The following is a 17410-nucleotide window of genomic DNA, read 5'->3' on the forward strand; positions in this document are numbered from 1 at the left end:
TTGGTTAAGAAAGGCTTATCAGCTGCGGAAAGCCGGGCGTGTCCGGTTGGCGAAGGAGACCAGCGACAGCATGACGGGAACCTCGACCAGCACGCCGACGACCGTTGCGAGTGCCGCGCCGCTACCAAGTCCGAACAGGCCGATGGCGACCGCGACGGCGAGCTCGAAGAAGTTGGAGGTGCCGATCAGCGCGCAGGGAGCCGCGACATTGAACGGCAACCGCCACAACCATGCCGCACCATAAGCGAGGAAGAAGATCGCATAGCTCTGAACAAGAATCGGCGCTGCAATCAGCGCGATCAGGATCGGCTGGCCGATGATGACCTGGCTCTGGAAACCGAACAGTAGCACGACGGTGAGCAGCAGGCCGATAACCGAAAGCGGTTTCAGCTTTGCCGTAAAGGTGAAAACGGCGGCTTCTTTGCCATTAGCGCGGCCTAGCAGAGCCCGCCTCGTGATCGCCCCGGCCACCAGCGGCACGACGACATAGAGAGCGACCGAGAGCAGCAGCGTCTGCCAGGGGATCGCAATGTCGGTAACGCCGAGCAGCAGCGCCACGATCGGCGCGAAAGCAAAGATCATGACGATATCGTTCACCGAAACCTGCACCAGCGTATAGGATGGATCGCCGCGCGTCATTTGCGACCAGACGAAGACCATCGCCGTGCAGGGCGCTGCGCCGAGCAGGATCAATCCAGCAATATATTGCTCGGCGTCGCCGGGCGCGATCAGTCCGGAATATATCCAGTTGAAGAATAGTATGGCGAGCGCCGCCATAGTGAAAGGCTTGATCAGCCAGTTGACGGCCAGCGTGATGATCAGGCCCTTGGGCATGTCGCCAACATGACGCAGGCTGGCGAAATCGACGCCGATCATCATCGGATAGATCATCGCCCAGATCAGCACCGCGACGACAAGATTCACCGAGGCATATTCGAGTGCCGCCAGGGCACCAAACAGGCTGGGGAACAGATTGCCCAGCACCAGCCCGGCAAGGATGGAAAGCCCGACCCAGAGCGATAGCCATTTTTCAAACAGGCCGAGGCCACCCTGTTCGGACGGCGCGGCCGCTGTGCGTGTAGTCATGGCTTGGTGTTTTCCTTCGCCCCACTCTTACCAGTTATCACGGGTTGCCCGGCGTTCAGCCGCAACAGGCTCCAGCCGGTCCCCGTCTACTTGGAGCGGCGGTTGCAATGTCGGCGAGGGAGGGCCCACTGCCATAATCGGTGGCTTCGCCATGGGTCAGAAAAGTTTCCCAGACCAGACCGTCCGGATCGCTGATCCAGCTCTTTTCGGATTTTGCGTAGCAGCAGGTCGTTTCGCCCTCTTCGAGTATTGGGCGCCCGGCCTTTTCAAGCTGGCCGTATACAGCTTCGAGTTCGGCAGGATCCTCCGCCTGGATGCCGAGATGTTCGACGCCCTTTGCTGCTTGGTTGCCGGTCGAGATCGCGAAATTGACACGCGGATCGTCGAGCATCCATTTGGCATAATCGGCCTTTGTTACGGTCGGTTCGGTCGCGAACAGGGTCGAATAAAATGCAATGGACGCATCGAGATTATCGACGCCGACATGGACGTGCAGTCTTTTCATGAGGCTATCCTTTCCAGTGAATCGGTCAATTCGGTGACACAGCCTTTTCCGCCGCAGCAATTTTCCATCAGATAGCCGACAAGCCGGTTCATCGCGGCATAGTCGGCGCTGTAAATCAGCGAGCGGCCGTCGCGGGTGCGGGCGATCAGGTCCGCCCGTTCAAGATGGGCGAGATGGAAGGAGAGAGAGGAATTGGGAAGGCCGAGCCGCTTGGCGATTTCACCAGCCGGCAGGCCGCCTTCGCCAGCCTGGACGAGCAGGCGAAACAGCGCGAGGCGGTTGGGCTGGGCCAGTGCGGCCAGCGCATCGACCGCATATTTTTCCTGAAGGACGTCACTGGTCATGTTCATATTTCTATATTTCCAGAATAATGGAAATATGTCAAGTGAAGAGGAATTCGCTGGAGATTTAGAATGGGTTTGGACCGGGTTTAAGTGTCAGACCTGACCTCTCAGTTGAGCGCGGTGCCGGGTGGGGGAGCGGGCCGGTGCGGCGCTCAACCGATAGGGTTAGTCTGACAAAACTAACGCGTGCGCCGTCCCAGCAATCTCAGGCGCAATGCATTCAGTTTGATAAAGCCTTCGGCATCGCGCTGGTCATAGGCGCCCGCATCGTCCTCGAACGTTACCACATCCTGGCTGTAGAGATTATAGGCGACATCCGCCTTGCGACCGACCACATCGACGGAACCCTTGTAGAGTTTGAGCCGGACCGTTCCGGTTACGCCCGCCTGACTGCTATCGATTGCCGCCTGGAGCATCTCGCGCTCTGGGCTGAACCAGAGGCCGTTATAGATGAGCTCCGCATAGCGCGGCATCAGCTCGTCCTTCAGGTGCATTGCGCCGCGGTCGAGAGTGAGCTGTTCGATCCCGCGATGGGCGGAGAGCAGAATGGTCCCGCCGGGAGTTTCATACATGCCGCGCGATTTCATACCCACGAAACGGTTCTCGACCAGATCGAGACGGCCGATCCCATGCGTCTTGCCCAGTGCGTTGAGCTTGGTCAGCAGATTGGCAGGCGACAGCGCGACCCCGTTTATCGCGACGGCGTCTCCATGTTCGAAATCCATCTCGACATATTCGGGCGTATCGGGTGCGTCCTCGGGATTGTCGGTGCGCGAATAGACATAATCGGGCGTTTCTTCCCAGGGGTCCTCGAGCACTTTGCCCTCGGACGAAGTGTGGAGGAGATTTGCATCAGTGGAGAAAGGCGCTTCGCCGCGCTTGTCCTTCGCCACCGGAATCTGGTGCGCCTCGGCAAACTCGATCAGCCTGCTGCGGCTTGTCAGCTCCCATTCGCGCCATGGCGCGATAACCTTGATGTCCGGATCGAGCCCGTAATAGCCGAGTTCGAAGCGGACCTGGTCATTGCCCTTGCCTGTTGCGCCATGGGCGACGGCATCGGCGCCGACTTCATGAGCGATCTCTATCTGGCGCTTGGAGATCAGCGGCCGCGCGATCGATGTGCCGAGCAGGTAGAGCCCTTCATAGACGGCGTTGGCGCGGAACATCGGGAAGACATAGTCGCGCACGAATTCCTCGCGCAGATCGTCGATAAAGATATGCTCGTCCTTGACGCCCGCCATCTGCGCCTTGCCGCGTACCGGTTCCAGTTCCTCGCCCTGGCCCAGATCGGCGGTAAAGGTAACGACTTCGCAGCCATATTCGACCTGCAGCCATTTCAGGATGACGCTGGTGTCGAGCCCCCCCGAATAGGCAAGGACAACCCGTTTGATTTTCTCGGCCATCGGCACGCTTCCCGTATCTCTTTGTGATGTAGAAGGACGCGGCCTATTCTCTGCGCAAGATTTGCGCAACACTGGTGATAGGGAAGATCGACAATGGCCGAAAACAAGACGAAGCCCAACGCGCGGGATCCCGACGCGTTCATCGATGCCGTCGAACCCGAGTGGAAGAGACGGGATGCCAGGGCGATCTGCGCGATGATGGAGCGCTTGTCGGGGAAGCCGCCGGTAATGTGGGGCGGTTCGATTGTCGGTTTCGGCCAGTATCACTATAAATATGAAAGCGGGCGCGAGGGCGATTCCCTCATGACGGGATTCAGCCCCCGCAAGGCCGCGCTCACCCTCTATGTGATGGGCGGCTTCAGGCAGCGCCCCGATCTCATGGAACGGTTGGGGAAATACAAGACCGGCAAATCCTGTCTCTATGTGAAGCGCCTGAGCGATATCGACCTAGAGGTTCTTGAAGCGCTTATCGCCGCAGACATCGCCTATATGCGGGCCAATTACGATACGACGTGAGATTCCGTCGACGAAAAGATGGGCTGCGTTAAACGATCATACAGGCTTCTTCCCATATAGATGCTCCCATCACTATACGCCCCGGGGCGTCTGCAGGAGCTTGTCTTTTGGATCGTTCACTGGCCATCGGTTTGGCGTCATTCGCTCTGACAGCATCCCTGCTCGCTATTCCGGCAATCGCCAATCATCACGGCGATGGACATGGGGGCGGGCAGCATTCCAGCGAATCAATAACCCGCGCGCAGATGGAAAGTCGGCTGGCCGAGCGCTTTGCGGCGGCGGACAGGAACGGCGACGGATCGATCGATCGCAGCGAAGCAGCGGCGGTTCACGCGGCGCGCCGGGCCGACCGGCAGACCCGCCGTTTCGAGCGGCTGGATGCGGACGGAGATGGAGAGATCAGCCTCGCCGAGCGAGACGCGGCACGGGCAAGCCGTTTCGAACGCCGCCGGGTTCGCCGCGAAGACATGATCGTCGAAAACCGGAATATGCGTGGCCGGGTAACGCCGGAGCAACTGGCCCAACTCCAGCCCGGAGCGGCGCAAGTGACGGCGACTGAAGATCGCCCTGCTGATCGCTACGCACGCCGCAACGCCGCATGGGCAGATGCCGATGCCGATGGGAATGGCGCCTTGTCGAGAAGCGAGTTCGAAGCCCTGTCCAGTGCGCGTCACCAACGCCGTGCCGGCCGCAGGGCCGGCCGGTTCGATCGGATGGATAGCGACAATGACGGCCTTTTGTCGCTCTCGGAAATGTCCGCCCGGGCGCTTGCCATGTTCGACCGGGCCGATGCCGATAATGATGATGTGGTTACGCGCGCCGAACGCCAGGCCGCCCGCCGGGCTATGCGCGAACAGCGTCGGGCGCGCCGCTGAAAATTTCCCGCTCCCATAGCGGAAGAGGAAGAGCCGGGGCAGCGAATGCGCCGGCTCTTTTCGTTGAACGGCTGTTTTGCTCGGCCGAATGGCTTGCCGCCATCGAAAAAAGACAATAGTCGTATTTCTTCGAACGCACTGTTGGAGGCAGGAAATGGGACCGATACAGCGCTTCGCTCTTGGCGCGACAGCGGCTTTGGCGGGACTGATCGTACCGGGATGCTCCGGTGCCGAAGAAACCGAAGCCGGACTGAGCGTCGAACAGGTGATTGCGCGCCATATCGACGCGATTGGCGGCGGCGATGCGATTGATGCCATCCGCAACATCCATATCCAGCCGGAAATCGTCGAGCCTGAATTCACCCTGGTCGGCGATTATCGCGCCACGCGTGAGGGCCGTATGCGCGTGGATGTCTTCATCGCCGGCGAACGTGTGTTCAGCGAGGGCATCGATGGCGACGGAGGCTGGCAGCAGAATGGCGAGGGCGCGGATTTCACCGACACCTCTCCGCTGGCCCGCGCCGCCCTGGAACGGGGTATCGATTTCAACCTGTTCGGCCTTCACGATCTCGCCGCGCGGGGGCATCGCGCATCCCTGTTCGGGCGCGAGGAAATTGATGGCGTCGATTATTATGTGATCCATGTGGCGATGGCTGAGGGCTTCGAGCGCTTCTACTATATCAATCCCGGGACATGGATGATCGAGCGTCATCGCGAAATCAGCGCGCTGCACCCGGATATCGATTCCGAAGAACGGCCGGCGGAAACCATCGAAAGCAATTTCCAGGAATTTTGCGGCGTGCTGCGGCCAACCGAAACCCGCAAGATCGACCGGGAAACGGGCGACGAAATCCAGCGCAGCCGGGCCTTTCTGATCGAGTGCAACCTCGATCCCGACAATCTGCATATCGGGCGCAATGAACCGGTCGCGGCACCCGTGAACGCCAACTGATGCAAATGTCCTAGTATCACCTGGCGATTTGCGATTAAGTTCGCGTCATGGGAGCGGGGCATTCGCATCACGGACATGGCCACAGCCATGCGCCGGCCGATTTCGGCAAGGCTTTTGCGATCGGCATTTCGCTCAACTCGGCCTATATCGTGGTCGAGGCCGGTTACGGATTCGCCATCGGATCGATGGCGCTGCTTGCCGATGCCGGCCATAACCTGTCGGATGTGCTTGGCCTGATAATCGCCTGGACCGGCGCGACACTAGCAAAGCGGCCGCCCAGCAAGCGCTTCACATTTGGATTTCGCGGGTCTTCGATTCTTGCGGCCTTGTTCAACGCGGTGCTGCTTCTGATTGCGGTCGGGCTGATCGCACTCGAGGCTATCCAGCGGATCGTTTATCCCGCGCCAGTGGCGGGCGGCACGATAATGGCGGTGGCCGCGATCGGTATCGTGATCAACGGGGCCACGGCGATGCTTTTCGCGCGGGGCCGCAAGGGCGATATCAATATTCGCGGTGCCTATCTCCATATGGCCGCCGATGCGGCGGTTTCGGCCGGTGTCGTAATTGCCGGGGGGCTTATCCTCTGGACGAACGCCAGCTGGATCGACCCCGCCATCAGCCTGTTGATCGGGCTTGTCATCCTGCTCAGCACATGGGGGTTACTCAAGGATTCGGTGAAGATGTCTTTGGCTGCGGTGCCGGCGCATATCGATCCCGACGAAGTGCGCACCGCGCTGTCAGGGCTTGATGGCGTCAGCCAGGTCCATCATCTGCACATCTGGAATATGAGCACGACCGAAACCGCGCTCACCGCCCATATCGTGATGCCGGCCGGCCATCCCGGCGATGCCTTCCTGAACCGGTTGCACGCGGACCTGGCCGATCGCTTCCATATCGGCCATTCGACGATCCAGATCGAACAGGGTGACACGGAGGATGGCTGCGAAGCCTGCTGATTCCGGTGCGGAAATGTGTAATCGCGCGCGCGGGCCCTAGCTGGCTTCTAGCGCGGCCTGTTTTTCCGCGGCGATCCGGTCGAGCTCGGCCCGGCTTTTCTTTTCCGACGCGGATTTCAGTTGTCCGCAGGCAGCCATGATATCGCGCCCGCGCGGCGTGCGGATCGGCGCGCTGATGCCGGCATCGAAAATGATTTCGGAAAAACGCGCGATCCGCACCGGGTCCGAACATTCGTAATCAGCGCCTGGCCACGGATTGAACGGTATGAGGTTCACCTTGGCCGGAAGGTCATATTGTTTGATCAGGCGGACCAGCTCATGGGCGTCGGCATCGCTGTCATTCTTGTCCTTCAGCATCACATATTCAAACGTGATGCGCCGGGCGTTATTGGCACCGGGATAATCGGCGCAGGCCTGCAGCACTTCCTCGATCCCGTATTTCCTGTTGAGCGGGACGATCTCGTCGCGCACCTCCTTCGTCACGGCATGGAGCGACACGGCAAGATTGACGCTGATCTCCTCGCCCGCCTTTTCGATCATCGGAACGACGCCTGACGTGGACAGCGTGATGCGTCGCCGCGACAGGGCCAGTCCTTCGGCGTCCATCACGACTTTCATCGCATCGCGGACATTGTCGAAATTGTAGAGTGGTTCGCCCATACCCATCAGCACGATATTGGTGAGCATCCGGCCGTGCGGATCGTAATTGCTGCTCTCGCCAGGCCCCGGCCATTCTTCCAGCGTGTCGCGCGCCAGCATGACCTGGCCGACTATCTCCCCCGGCGTAAGGTTGCGGACCAGTTTCATCGTTCCGGTATGGCAGAAGCGGCAGTTGAGCGTGCAGCCGATCTGGCTCGAGATACACAAGGTTCCGCGGTCGGCATCGGGAATGAAAACCATTTCATAGTCCTGCCCGTCTGCAGTCCGCAGCAGCCATTTGCGGGTGCCGTCTTCCGATACCAGATGTTCCACTATCTCGGGACGTCCGATCACGAAATGCTCTTCGAACCAGGGCTGCTGGGCCTTGGCTATATCGCTCATCGAAGAAAATTCGGTCCGTCCGCGATGGTAAATCTGGTGCCAGACCTGCTTGGCGCGCAGCTTGGCCTGTTTGGGCGCCAACCCGGCTGCCTCGAATACTGCGCGAATCTCGGCGCGGGGCAGGCCCATAATATCTACACGCCCATCTTCGCGCGCCGCAATTTCGCGGGGCACGGGCACAGGGTCGACCGCGCCGGGGCGGTCCATGGGGGCGGAAGATGCGCTCATGCGGCGCATGTAGGGGGTAAGCGGCGGATTTGCGAGTCGTGTCTTCTGCGCAGCCTTCTATCCCGCACAACCGATCGCGGCGGCATCGATTGCGCTCGCCGCCCCGCGCAGCGTGTATGTGTCGACAAAGCGCCCTGCCCGGCCGGTGCGGGCTTCGATCCGCATCGAGCTGCCGTTGCGCATCGCAGCCACGATCGCGGTGTCGTCGCGGCTGTTTGCGGCCCAGGCATCGGGCCCGCGGCCAACCAGCTCGAACCGGCGCGATCCGATTGTCAGGACGGGCGTGCTGCCATCCTGCATTTCGCGGCGCAGTCGGAAATGAACCTGCCCGCGCCGGTCCCGTTCCGGCCAGCTGCCGACCGAGGCAAAGGGTTCCCAATCGCCCCGCCGCTGGCGATCGGGCCGTGCGATGGCATAGCAGCGCGGCGTGTCCGGATCCCGAAACGCGCCCCAATTGCCGAACACTCCGAGCGAATCCCGGGCGAGGGCCGCGGTGGGCAAACACAGTGCGGCCAGCAGGAGCAGGGCGACGGGCGCCCTCATGCGCGTTCCCCGCCGGTCCCCTCAACGACCAGCGTTTCCTTGCCGTTTTCGACCATCACGACCGAGCCTTGCGGCAGGCTCGGCGCAACCGGCGCGCCATAGCCCGGCAGCGACTCCAGCCCGAGAAGCACGCCGCGCAGTACGCGGCTCGATATTCCATGCATGATGACCAGTTTGTCGCCGGGCGTCTGGCCGTCCTCTTCGAACCAATGGGAGACGCGTCTTGCGATTTCTGGGTAAATCTCGCCGTCGGGCGCCGGTTTGAGAACGCGATGTTCGGAGTCGACCACCGGGCCGTGTTCGGCGATCACGTCGGCATAGTAACGGCCGCCCCATGTACCCATGCCGATTTCCACAAGCCTGTCATCATGTCGGGCATCGTGCCAGTCGAGGCCGAGATGATCAGCGATGATCGCGAGCGTCTGCAGGGCGCGGCCCGCGCTCGACGACCATAAGGCGAGCTCCGGCTCCGGCCCGAGTCGATCGAGCAGCGCTGCGCCCATCGCGTCCGCCTGCGCAAATCCTGCGCGCGTGAGCGGCGTGTGGGCATGGTCTCCCTGTAACCGCGCCGCAGCGTTGAACACGGTTTCGCCATGGCGGGCGATAAAGAGACGACCGGGCCTGTTCATCGCACGGCTGATCGCCAATTCACCACCCGAAAGCAACTGAAATCCGCCATTTATCCTGTGTTCATGCAACTTTCTGCAACGCCATGCGCTGGTTCCCAAGCCCATGATCTTGGGGCCGTGTAAATGTGTAAGGAGTATTCGCATGCGTACCGTATTATTTTCCGCCATTCTGCTGTCCGGCATCTCAGCTCCGGCTCTGGCCCAATCCAACACGGATGCCTTCACGGGTTTTCGGCTCGAGGCCATAGGAGGCTATGACAGCACAAGCGCCGACAATGACGGCGATTTTTCACCCGGTACACAGGATCGTTTCGACGATGGCAGCGGCGAGGGCTTGGACGGCTTTCTCTATGGTGCTGGCGTCGGCTATGATTTTGCGGTTGGCGGCGCCGTTTTGGGGATTGAAGGCGAAATTACCGATTCGACCGCCGGTGAAACCGACAATGGAGCATTCGGCGCCGGCAGCCGGGCTTCGTTCGAAGCCGAGCGCGATCTGTATATCGGCGCGCGCGTCGGCGTTCCCCTGTCTTCGCAGGCCCTGCTCTATGCCAAGGGCGGATACACCAATGCCCGGTTCGGGCTCGACGCCGATGACGGCGCTGGGTTCAGCGAGGATTATTCTGCAACGCTGGATGGATTTCGGGTTGGCGCCGGTGTCGAATATCTTTTCGGCCGCAATGTCTATGGCAAGGTCGAATATCGCTATTCCAACTATAGCGATCTCGAGGTCGATGTTGCGGACACCAACATCAATTTTGCTGATTTCGACGTCAATACGGACCGCCATCAGGTCGTAGCTGGGGTCGGTATCCGCTTCTAGGCTCTGCTATCCACAGGAAAGTGCCAAAAATGGGGGTCGGGGCCTTGCGTTCCGGCCCCTTTTCCTTGCCATGTAGAGGCTGAGAGGGCAGTACCCTTTTCCCAAATAATGATGACGCCGTGTGCAGGGGAATACGATGAAAGCGACGATTGAACGGGCAGTGCTTTTGAAGAGCCTGGGCCATGTGCAATCGGTGGTCGAGCGCCGCAACACCATTCCGATTCTGTCCAATGTCCTTATCGAGGCGGTCGAAGGCGGCGGGATCAAGCTGATGGCAACCGATCTCGATCTGCAGATCGTGGAGACGGTCGAGGCGCAGGTGGAGCAGGCCGGGGCGACAACCGTATCGGCGCACACCCTGTTCGATATTGTCCGCAAACTTCCTGAAGGTAGCCAGGTTTCGCTTGAAGCAGCGGAAGGCAAGATGGCCGTCAACGCAGGCCGGGCGCGCTTCAATCTCTCGACGCTGCCGCGCGACGACTTCCCGGTGATTGCCGAGGGCGATCTGCCGACGGTTTTCGAAATTCCCGCTGCAACCCTGCGGGAAATCGTCGACAAGACGCGCTTTGCCATCTCCACCGAAGAAACCCGCTATTATCTGAACGGGATATTTTTCCATGTAACCGATGACGATCAGCCGGTGCTTAAGGCTGCTGCGACGGACGGCCACCGCCTGGCGCGATTCACCCTGCCGCGCCCCGACGGGGCAGAGGGCATGCCGGACGTTATCATCCCGCGCAAATGCATTGCCGAGCTTCGCAAGATGCTGGACGAGCTGGACGGAACGGTTGAAATTGCATTGTCGGACAGCAAAGTCCGCTTCGGGCTGGGAACGGCCGTGATGACTTCCAAGCTGATCGACGGAACCTTCCCCGATTATAACCGTGTGATCCCGACCGGGAACGACAAGCTTCTCAAGATCGATCCGCGCTCGTTCGAGGAAGGCGTCGACCGCGTTGCGACCATCGCGACCGAAAAGACCCGTGCGGTGAAGATGGCGCTCGATACGGACAAGATCACACTGTCCGTGACCTCGCCTGAAAATGGCACGGCATCGGAAGAGGTCGCCGGCCAATATGGCTCGGATGGCTTCGAGATCGGTTTCAATGCCCGCTACCTGCTCGACATATTGGGCCAGGTTCAGGGCGATGCGATCGAAGTGCATCTCGCCGATGCCGCCGCACCGACCCTGATTCGCGAGAATGACAAGGCAAGCGCGCTTTATGTGCTGATGCCGATGCGGGTGTGAGCTTTTAGCGAGTTGCCCCTATAGAGGCGGCAGATGACACTCCGCCGCCTTTCTCTCACCGATTTTCGTTCCTATGAAACGGCGCTGATCGAACCCGGTCCGGGCTTTGTCGTGCTGACCGGCGAGAATGGGGCGGGCAAGACCAATATTCTGGAAGCCGTATCATTGCTGACGCCGGGGCGCGGGCTCAGGCGCGCCCGACTTTCCGAAATGGCGCGGCAGGGCGGCCCGGGGGGCTTTTCAATTTCCGCCATACTCGAAACGCCGGGTGGCGATGTCGATCTGGGAACCGGGACCCTGCCAGGCGCGCCCGACCGCCGCCGGGTGCGGATCAACGGCGCGGCGGCCTCGGCGACGGCTCTCACTGAATGGTTGTCTATCCTCTGGCTGACTCCGGCGATGGACCGGCTGTTCGCCGACGCGCCGGGCGGCAGACGGGCCTTTCTCGACCGGCTGGCGCTGGCGCTCGAGCCGGCACACGCCCATCATGCTTCGCGCTATGAGGCCGCGATGCGGGCGCGCAACCGTTTGCTTGGGGACGAGGCGCCGCTGGATACCGAATGGTGCGCAGCGCTGGAACTGCAGATGGCCGAGCATGGCGGCGCGCTGGCAGCGGCGCGAGAACGGACGATAGACGCGCTGAATGCCCGGCTGGCCGATCAACCGGACGGGCCTTTCGCCAAGGCGTATCTGGCGCTTCACGGCTGGGAAGCCGATGGCGATCTTGGCGCTGCCCTTGCCCAGGGCCGGGATCGCGACCGGGCCGCGGGCCGCTCGCTCACCGGGCCGCACCGCAGCGATCTCGCCGTCACCCATCTCGGCAAGGGTCAGGCGGCGGATCGCTGCTCCACAGGCGAGCAGAAGGCGCTGCTACTCGCCATCGTCCTTGGCCATGCGGACCTTGTGGCCGAGCGCGCGGGGCGCCGTCCGCTGATCCTGCTGGACGAGGTCGCCGCCCATATCGATCCGGTCCGCCGGTCCGCCCTGTTTGAGCGACTCGCGCTCAGCGGCGGGCAGGTCTGGATGACGGGAACGGAGTCGGCTCTGTTCGACGCGATTTCGGACAAAGTCACGAGACTTGACATAAATACGACTAATGTCGGAAGCGTTGTCATTCAAGTTTGACAGCGCAGATAGGCGCTCTGGTCGTGGAGATAGGCATGCGATCTACCGCTCTGGTTCTCTTGCAGGTTTGGCTGATGATCTCCGCGCCCGTCATGGCGCAGAATGTGTCCGTTGATATTGAAACAGCGCCAGCAGAACGGCTGCTGGCTATCGCCTGTTCGGGCGAGGAGGTCGACGAGTCCGAATTTGCGCAATCGCGCCTGCTGCAAAGCCAGATCGCCCATCATCGCGAATTTGCCGAACGCTTCACGCTGCAAAACTATCTCAGCGGCGTCCGCACAATCGCGCGCTGCGAAGCGCCTGACCCTGATCCGTTCAGATTTTCTGCGCTGGTCGAGCGGCGGGAAGCTATGCAGGAGGCAATCGCCTATCTGGTGCAGAGGCGCTCTGAAATCGGCGATAGCGCAGCGCGATTGCTGACGCCCTATGTGCCGCAAGACTTCACTTTTGAAGGCAATGCTGTGCTTGCAGCGGCCAGTTTCTCTTGCGGGGGATTCGCCAGAGACGGCGCATTCTTCGTCGATATTCCCTGTCTGGCAGCGGATATGCCCGGCAATTATGAAGCGCTCGTCCGGTTGATAACCCATGAAACCTATCATGCAATCCAGCTGCAATTCGCCGCGCAGCCCATGGCAGAGTCTGAGGAGGTTGGCAGCCTTGAAGAGGCGCTGGACCACATGTTCGCGACGCTCATGCTGGAAGGCAGTGCTTCGCATGTCGCCGCAATGCAAGACATTGCGGGTGATGGCCGATATGCCAGCTTTTCGCGGTCGTTGGCGCAGCGCAACTTCCGGCACCTGGAATATAATTCGCGGCTTTTCGATTACATGATCGAAGCCCTGGTTCGCAACCCTGAGCATATCGCCGAACGGTTTCCGGGTATCTATGGTCTTGCTTTCGATGGCGCCTTTGGCGAGTTGGGATATTATATCGGTCAGCAGATGGCGGCTGAAATCGAACACAGTTTCGGTGCGGCGGCTATTCCCTGCCTGCTCGCCCTGCCGGGCGAGAATTACGTGCTCGGATATGCCAGCGCTTTGGCCGACAACGACAATCTCGATCGCTCGGTGACATTTGATGCTTCGACATTGGAAGCGGCGCTCTGGATGGCGCAAGCACGCGCCGAACCTGCCGATTTCGAGGCGTGCTTGACGCTCCGTTGAGGGAAAGCGAGAGGCCGGCTCAATCCCCAGTGAAAGGCCCAATTCTCTTGGGTTTTCGTTTCAAAATGCCTATATCCAACAGATGACTGAAACACCCCGAACATCGCAAGAAAACGCCCCTCTCCAGGGCGATTATGGTGCCGATTCGATCAAGGTTCTCAAGGGCCTGGATGCGGTTCGCAAACGCCCCGGCATGTATATCGGCGATACTGATGACGGATCGGGCCTCCATCACATGGTGTTCGAGGTGTCCGATAATGCGATCGACGAGGCGCTGGCTGGGCATTGCGACCGGATTCTGATCCAGCTCAATGCCGATGGTTCGGTGACGGTTGAGGATAATGGCCGCGGTATTCCGGTCGGTATCCACTCCGAAGAGGGCGTGTCGGCGGCCGAGGTCATCATGACCCAGCTCCATGCTGGCGGGAAGTTCGACAACTCGTCCGATGACAACGCCTATAAGGTTTCGGGCGGCCTACACGGCGTCGGCGTGTCCGTGGTGAACGCGCTCAGCGACTGGCTTGAGCTGCGTGTCTGGCGCGATGGCAAGGAGCACTGGATGCGTTTCCGCAACGGTGAGGCGGAGGCGCCGCTGGAAATCCTTGGCGATGCGGGGGACAGGAAGGGGACGCAGGTTACCTTCATGCCGTCCGCCGAAACCTTCAAGATCACCGAATTCGATTTCGAGAAGCTCGAGCATCGCTATCGCGAGCTGGCGTTCCTGAACTCGGGCGTCCGGCTGTTCATCGCCGATGCGCGCCATGCCGACCGCGAAGAGGTCGAGCTTTATTATGAGGGCGGCACATCGGCATTTGTCCAGTATCTCGACCGGCATAAGCAGCCGATCATCGGCGATCCGATCGCGATCACCGGGGAGCGCGACGATATCGGCATCGATGTCGCGCTGGAATGGAATGACAGCTATCACGAGAATGTCCTCGCCTTCACCAACAATATTCCCCAGCGCGACGGCGGCACGCATATCGCGGCCTTCCGCTCGGCGCTGACCCGCACACTCAACAACTATGCCGACAGCTCCGGCGCGCTGAAGAAGGAAAAGGTCAAACTCACGGGCGACGATATGCGCGAGGGTTTGACCGCCATCGTTTCGGTCAAATTGCCCGATCCGAAGTTCAGCTCTCAGACCAAGGACAAGCTGGTATCGAGCGAAGTCCGCCAGCCGCTCGAAAGCCTGATCGCCGACAAGCTCGCCGAATGGCTGGAGGAAAACCCGCCCTATGCGGTCGCCGTGATCCAGAAGGTGATCGACGCCGCCGCCGCCCGCGAAGCCGCCAAAAAGGCCCGCGAACTCACACGGCGCAAGGGCGCGATGGATATCGCCTCGCTGCCCGGCAAGCTCGCCGATTGCCAGGAGCGCGATCCGGCCAAGTCCGAGTTGTTTCTCGTCGAGGGCGATTCCGCCGGCGGCTCGGCCAAACAGGGCCGTGACCGGCACTATCAGGCTATCCTGCCGCTCAAGGGCAAGATCCTCAATGTCGAGCGTGCCCGTTTCGACCGGATGCTCTCGTCGAAGGAAGTCGGCACGCTAATCCAGGCGATGGGCACCGGCATCGGGCGAGACGATTTCAATATTGAGAAGCTGCGCTATCACAAGATCGTCATCATGACGGACGCCGATGTCGACGGCGCGCATATCCGAACACTGCTGCTGACCTTCTTCTACCGTCAGATGCCCGAGATCATCGAGCGTGGGCATCTCTATATTGCCCAGCCGCCGCTCTACAAAGTCGCCAAGGGCCGGAGCGAGGTCTACGTCAAGGACGATGCCGCGCTTGATGCCTATCTGATCGATGCCGGCCTCGGCGCAATGATGCTGGAAACCGGCGAAGGCGCGACGCGCAGCGGCGAAGATCTGCGTGTGCTGATCGATCATGCCCGGCGCATGCGCTCGCTGATGAACTATGTGCCCAAACGCTACGACCCGGCGATTGTCGAGGCTTTCGCGCTGATGGGCGCGCTGGATGAAGCGCTGACGACGGAACAGCGCGCGGCGGCCGTCGATCTGGTCGCTCAGTGGCTGAACACCCATGATCCCGAGGCCAAGTGGACGGGGCAGGTCAATGACGATGGCGGTTTCGAGCTGCACCGGCGCTGGCGCGGGGTAACCGATGTCCACATGATCGACGCGGCATTCGTGCGTTCTGCCGAAGCCCGGAAACTGCAACAGGTTGCCGCCGAACAGGCCGAAAATTACGCTCTGGTGTCGCAACTTGTCAGCATGAAAGCGGCCGAGGCTGCAGCGGCAGAAGAGGGCGGCGAAGACGATATGCCGGTCAAGGGCGCCACGTCGATCACCCGGCCGTCAGAGCTCCTCGCCGCCATTCTTTCCGCCGGCCGCAAGGGTCTCGCGATCCAGCGTTATAAAGGGCTGGGCGAGATGAATGCGGACCAGCTCTGGGAAACGACCCTCGATCCGGAAAACCGTTCACTGCTACAGGTCGAAGTCGGCCAAGCGGATCTAGCCGACGAGATTTTCACGCAGCTGATGGGCGATGTCGTCGAACCGAGGCGTGAGTTCATTCAGGACAACGCCCTGAATGTGGCCAATCTGGATGTCTAGGCACCGCTACTGAAGGCAGCGCCAAATCCCGTTTCGACGATCATCGATGCGGTGACATATAAGCCGAGGCCGAAGACCATATGCGCGATGACGCTATGGACACGGGCAATAGCGGGGCGCGGCGTCCGGCTTGCGGCGATGCCGGAGCCCATTGCCGGTTGCATGATCAGAAACGGGGCCGCGACCGTACCGATTCCGACGACAAGGGCGGGTCCAATCGTTGGATTGCGTCCCCAGTCAGGGCCCCAGGCGAACAGCAATATGGCTGCAAAGACCATGCCCGTTAGATAGTGGAACATCCATCCGATGACGCGCTCGCAGGGTATCGGGTTGGCCGCGCCAATGGCATCATGCCTGAAGCGACCGCGCACGATATGGCCGAGCCACCGGCCCACCAGGCCATAATCCAGCAGTGGAATAGCAAAAACGAAGCGCCGGATGACGGTCCACAGGTCCATCAGTAAGGTCGCACCCATTCCGACAGCTGCGCTGTGGAGAAGGAAAATTCCTACCTCGGTCATGTCGCAATCTCCTCCCGTCCGCCGCTTGCAGAGGGAGCACGCGCCGTGATGACCCAGCAGGCGGCTGTGAAATTGACCGTCTCCCCGACAATGTAGCGATCGAAAGCCGGGCGGACGGCCGCCAACATCTTTTCACGCTCGTCTTTCCCGGCTCCTTTCAGGGCTGCGCCAAGCGGTCCCATCTCGGACACATAGGTGTCGAGTTGGGCCGCCGGGAACGCGCAGTAGAAATCGACCGGCTCAAGGTGCGGCGCTGTCCAGCCGGTCGCGTCCAATATCCCGCGCACATAGGGGGCCTCGGCAAAGCCGAACTGGCCCGATTTATTGGGCCGAAACGCCGGTAGATCGATCAGCGGCGCGGCCGCCTGCACGGCCTCTGTCATGAACGGATTCTGGTCGGGACTGCGCCAGGCGATCAGGGTCAACCGGCCGCCGGGTCGCATCGCGCGGCGTAAATTCAGGAAAGCGGCAACCGGATCGGCGAAGAACATTATGCCGAAGCGGGAGACAATTGCATCGGCGTCGTTGCCGGAGAAATGATGGTCCTGCGCATTCGCGCACAGAAATTTGGTGTCCAGGCCCTCGCGTCCGGCGCGTTCACGTGCCGCCGCGATCAGCGGGGCCGATATATCGACACCCGTGCAGCGCGCGCCCGGTCCCAGTCGCCGGGCCAGCGCGAGCGTGGTTGCCCCTCCGCCGCAGCCAATGTCGAACAGGCGTTCCGGCCCGTGTGCCGCAACCTCTTCCGTCAGCTTTTTCTCGATTGGCTCGAAAATCCTATCGAGCAGTACCTGCTGGTCGACCCAAGTCTGTCCAACGGCTCCGTTCCAGTCGATTCCGCCATCGGTTTGGGTCGATTGCGCGTCTTGCATA

At 60.9% G+C, this 17410-nt stretch carries 18 protein-coding genes; 9 read left to right on the top strand and 9 right to left on the bottom strand.

Features of this window, described 5'->3' with window-relative positions; genetic code table 11:
• Positions 1-18: 18 nt before the first annotated feature.
• The 4 genes from arsB to DFR46_RS11220 form a co-directional block, all read right to left on the bottom strand.
• On the bottom strand, positions 19-1086 hold the full coding sequence (arsB, locus tag DFR46_RS11205) for an ACR3 family arsenite efflux transporter (RefSeq protein WP_116236518.1): 1068 nt from the start codon (positions 1084-1086) through the stop codon (positions 19-21).
• 55 nt (positions 1087-1141) lie between these two features.
• Positions 1142-1591, bottom strand: coding sequence for an ArsI/CadI family heavy metal resistance metalloenzyme (locus DFR46_RS11210; RefSeq protein WP_116236519.1), 450 nt, complete (start codon positions 1589-1591; stop codon positions 1142-1144).
• Positions 1588-1935 (bottom strand): ArsR/SmtB family transcription factor, encoded by a 348-nt coding sequence (locus tag DFR46_RS11215; RefSeq protein WP_116237307.1) that lies wholly within the window; start codon positions 1933-1935, stop codon positions 1588-1590. Before DFR46_RS11215 ends, DFR46_RS11210 begins: the two co-directional genes overlap by 4 nt.
• Before the next feature lie 179 nt (positions 1936-2114).
• Complete coding sequence (locus tag DFR46_RS11220) at positions 2115-3338, bottom strand: argininosuccinate synthase (protein WP_116236520.1); 1224 nt, start codon at positions 3336-3338, stop codon at positions 2115-2117.
• A 93-nt stretch (positions 3339-3431) separates the two neighbouring features.
• Here DFR46_RS11220 and DFR46_RS11225 point away from each other — a divergent pair, with 93 nt between their 5' ends.
• The 4 genes from DFR46_RS11225 (at position 3432) to DFR46_RS11240 (ending at position 6637) form a co-directional block, all read left to right on the top strand.
• On the top strand, positions 3432-3854 hold the full coding sequence (locus tag DFR46_RS11225; protein WP_116236521.1) for a DUF1801 domain-containing protein: 423 nt from the start codon (positions 3432-3434) through the stop codon (positions 3852-3854).
• 107 nt (positions 3855-3961) lie between these two features.
• Positions 3962-4729 carry an EF-hand domain-containing protein gene (locus DFR46_RS11230; RefSeq protein WP_147297674.1) on the top strand — a complete coding sequence of 256 codons (768 nt, stop codon included), beginning with the start codon at positions 3962-3964 and terminating at the stop codon, positions 4727-4729.
• A gap of 154 nt (positions 4730-4883) precedes the next feature.
• A complete protein-coding gene (locus DFR46_RS11235) occupies positions 4884-5681 on the top strand; it encodes a hypothetical protein (RefSeq protein ID WP_116236523.1) in 798 nt (265 codons plus the stop codon).
• 47 nt (positions 5682-5728) lie between these two features.
• Entirely contained in the window at positions 5729-6637 is a 909-nt protein-coding gene (locus DFR46_RS11240; protein WP_116236524.1) for a cation diffusion facilitator family transporter, read from the top strand.
• Between the two features lie 36 nt (positions 6638-6673).
• On the opposite strand, the gene rlmN is transcribed toward DFR46_RS11240, so the two are convergent.
• From rlmN to DFR46_RS11255, 3 genes are read right to left on the bottom strand one after another with little or no spacing between them, the layout of a single operon-like run.
• On the bottom strand, positions 6674-7906 hold the full coding sequence (gene rlmN / locus DFR46_RS11245; RefSeq protein WP_116237308.1) for a dual-specificity RNA methyltransferase RlmN: 1233 nt from the start codon (positions 7904-7906) through the stop codon (positions 6674-6676).
• A gap of 57 nt (positions 7907-7963) precedes the next feature.
• Complete coding sequence (locus DFR46_RS11250) at positions 7964-8449, bottom strand: hypothetical protein (protein ID WP_116236525.1); 486 nt, start codon at positions 8447-8449, stop codon at positions 7964-7966.
• Entirely contained in the window at positions 8446-9078 is a 633-nt protein-coding gene (locus tag DFR46_RS11255; protein ID WP_116237309.1) for a histidine phosphatase family protein, read from the bottom strand. Before DFR46_RS11255 ends, DFR46_RS11250 begins: the two co-directional genes overlap by 4 nt.
• A 142-nt stretch (positions 9079-9220) precedes the next feature.
• Between DFR46_RS11255 and DFR46_RS11260 the strand changes: the two genes are divergently transcribed.
• From DFR46_RS11260 to gyrB, 5 genes are all read left to right on the top strand, one after another.
• A complete protein-coding gene (locus DFR46_RS11260; protein ID WP_116236526.1) occupies positions 9221-9898 on the top strand; it encodes an outer membrane protein in 678 nt (225 codons plus the stop codon).
• Positions 9899-10034: 136 nt separating this feature from the next.
• Entirely contained in the window at positions 10035-11147 is a 1113-nt protein-coding gene (gene dnaN / locus DFR46_RS11265; RefSeq protein WP_116236527.1) for a DNA polymerase III subunit beta, read from the top strand.
• A 33-nt stretch (positions 11148-11180) separates the two neighbouring features.
• On the top strand, positions 11181-12272 hold the full coding sequence (gene recF / locus DFR46_RS11270) for a DNA replication/repair protein RecF (protein ID WP_116236528.1): 1092 nt from the start codon (positions 11181-11183) through the stop codon (positions 12270-12272).
• Positions 12273-12307: 35 nt separating this feature from the next.
• Positions 12308-13435, top strand: coding sequence for a DUF5700 domain-containing putative Zn-dependent protease (locus DFR46_RS11275; protein WP_116236529.1), 1128 nt, complete (start codon positions 12308-12310; stop codon positions 13433-13435).
• Positions 13436-13517: 82 nt separating this feature from the next.
• Positions 13518-16016 carry a DNA topoisomerase (ATP-hydrolyzing) subunit B gene (gene gyrB, locus DFR46_RS11280; RefSeq protein WP_116236530.1) on the top strand — a complete coding sequence of 833 codons (2499 nt, stop codon included), beginning with the start codon at positions 13518-13520 and terminating at the stop codon, positions 16014-16016.
• On the opposite strand, the gene DFR46_RS11285 is transcribed toward gyrB, so the two are convergent.
• Both DFR46_RS11285 and DFR46_RS11290 read right to left on the bottom strand, forming a co-directional pair.
• Entirely contained in the window at positions 16013-16537 is a 525-nt protein-coding gene (locus tag DFR46_RS11285) for a DUF2938 domain-containing protein (RefSeq protein ID WP_116236531.1), read from the bottom strand. The genes gyrB and DFR46_RS11285 overlap by 4 nt on opposite strands.
• On the bottom strand, positions 16534-17409 hold the full coding sequence (locus DFR46_RS11290; RefSeq protein ID WP_211306421.1) for a class I SAM-dependent methyltransferase: 876 nt from the start codon (positions 17407-17409) through the stop codon (positions 16534-16536). Before DFR46_RS11290 ends, DFR46_RS11285 begins: the two co-directional genes overlap by 4 nt.
• Position 17410 lies beyond the last annotated feature (1 nt).

The organism is Parasphingopyxis lamellibrachiae (assembly GCF_003385775.1).
In the GTDB taxonomy this organism is placed as follows: domain Bacteria; phylum Pseudomonadota; class Alphaproteobacteria; order Sphingomonadales; family Sphingomonadaceae; genus Parasphingopyxis; species Parasphingopyxis lamellibrachiae.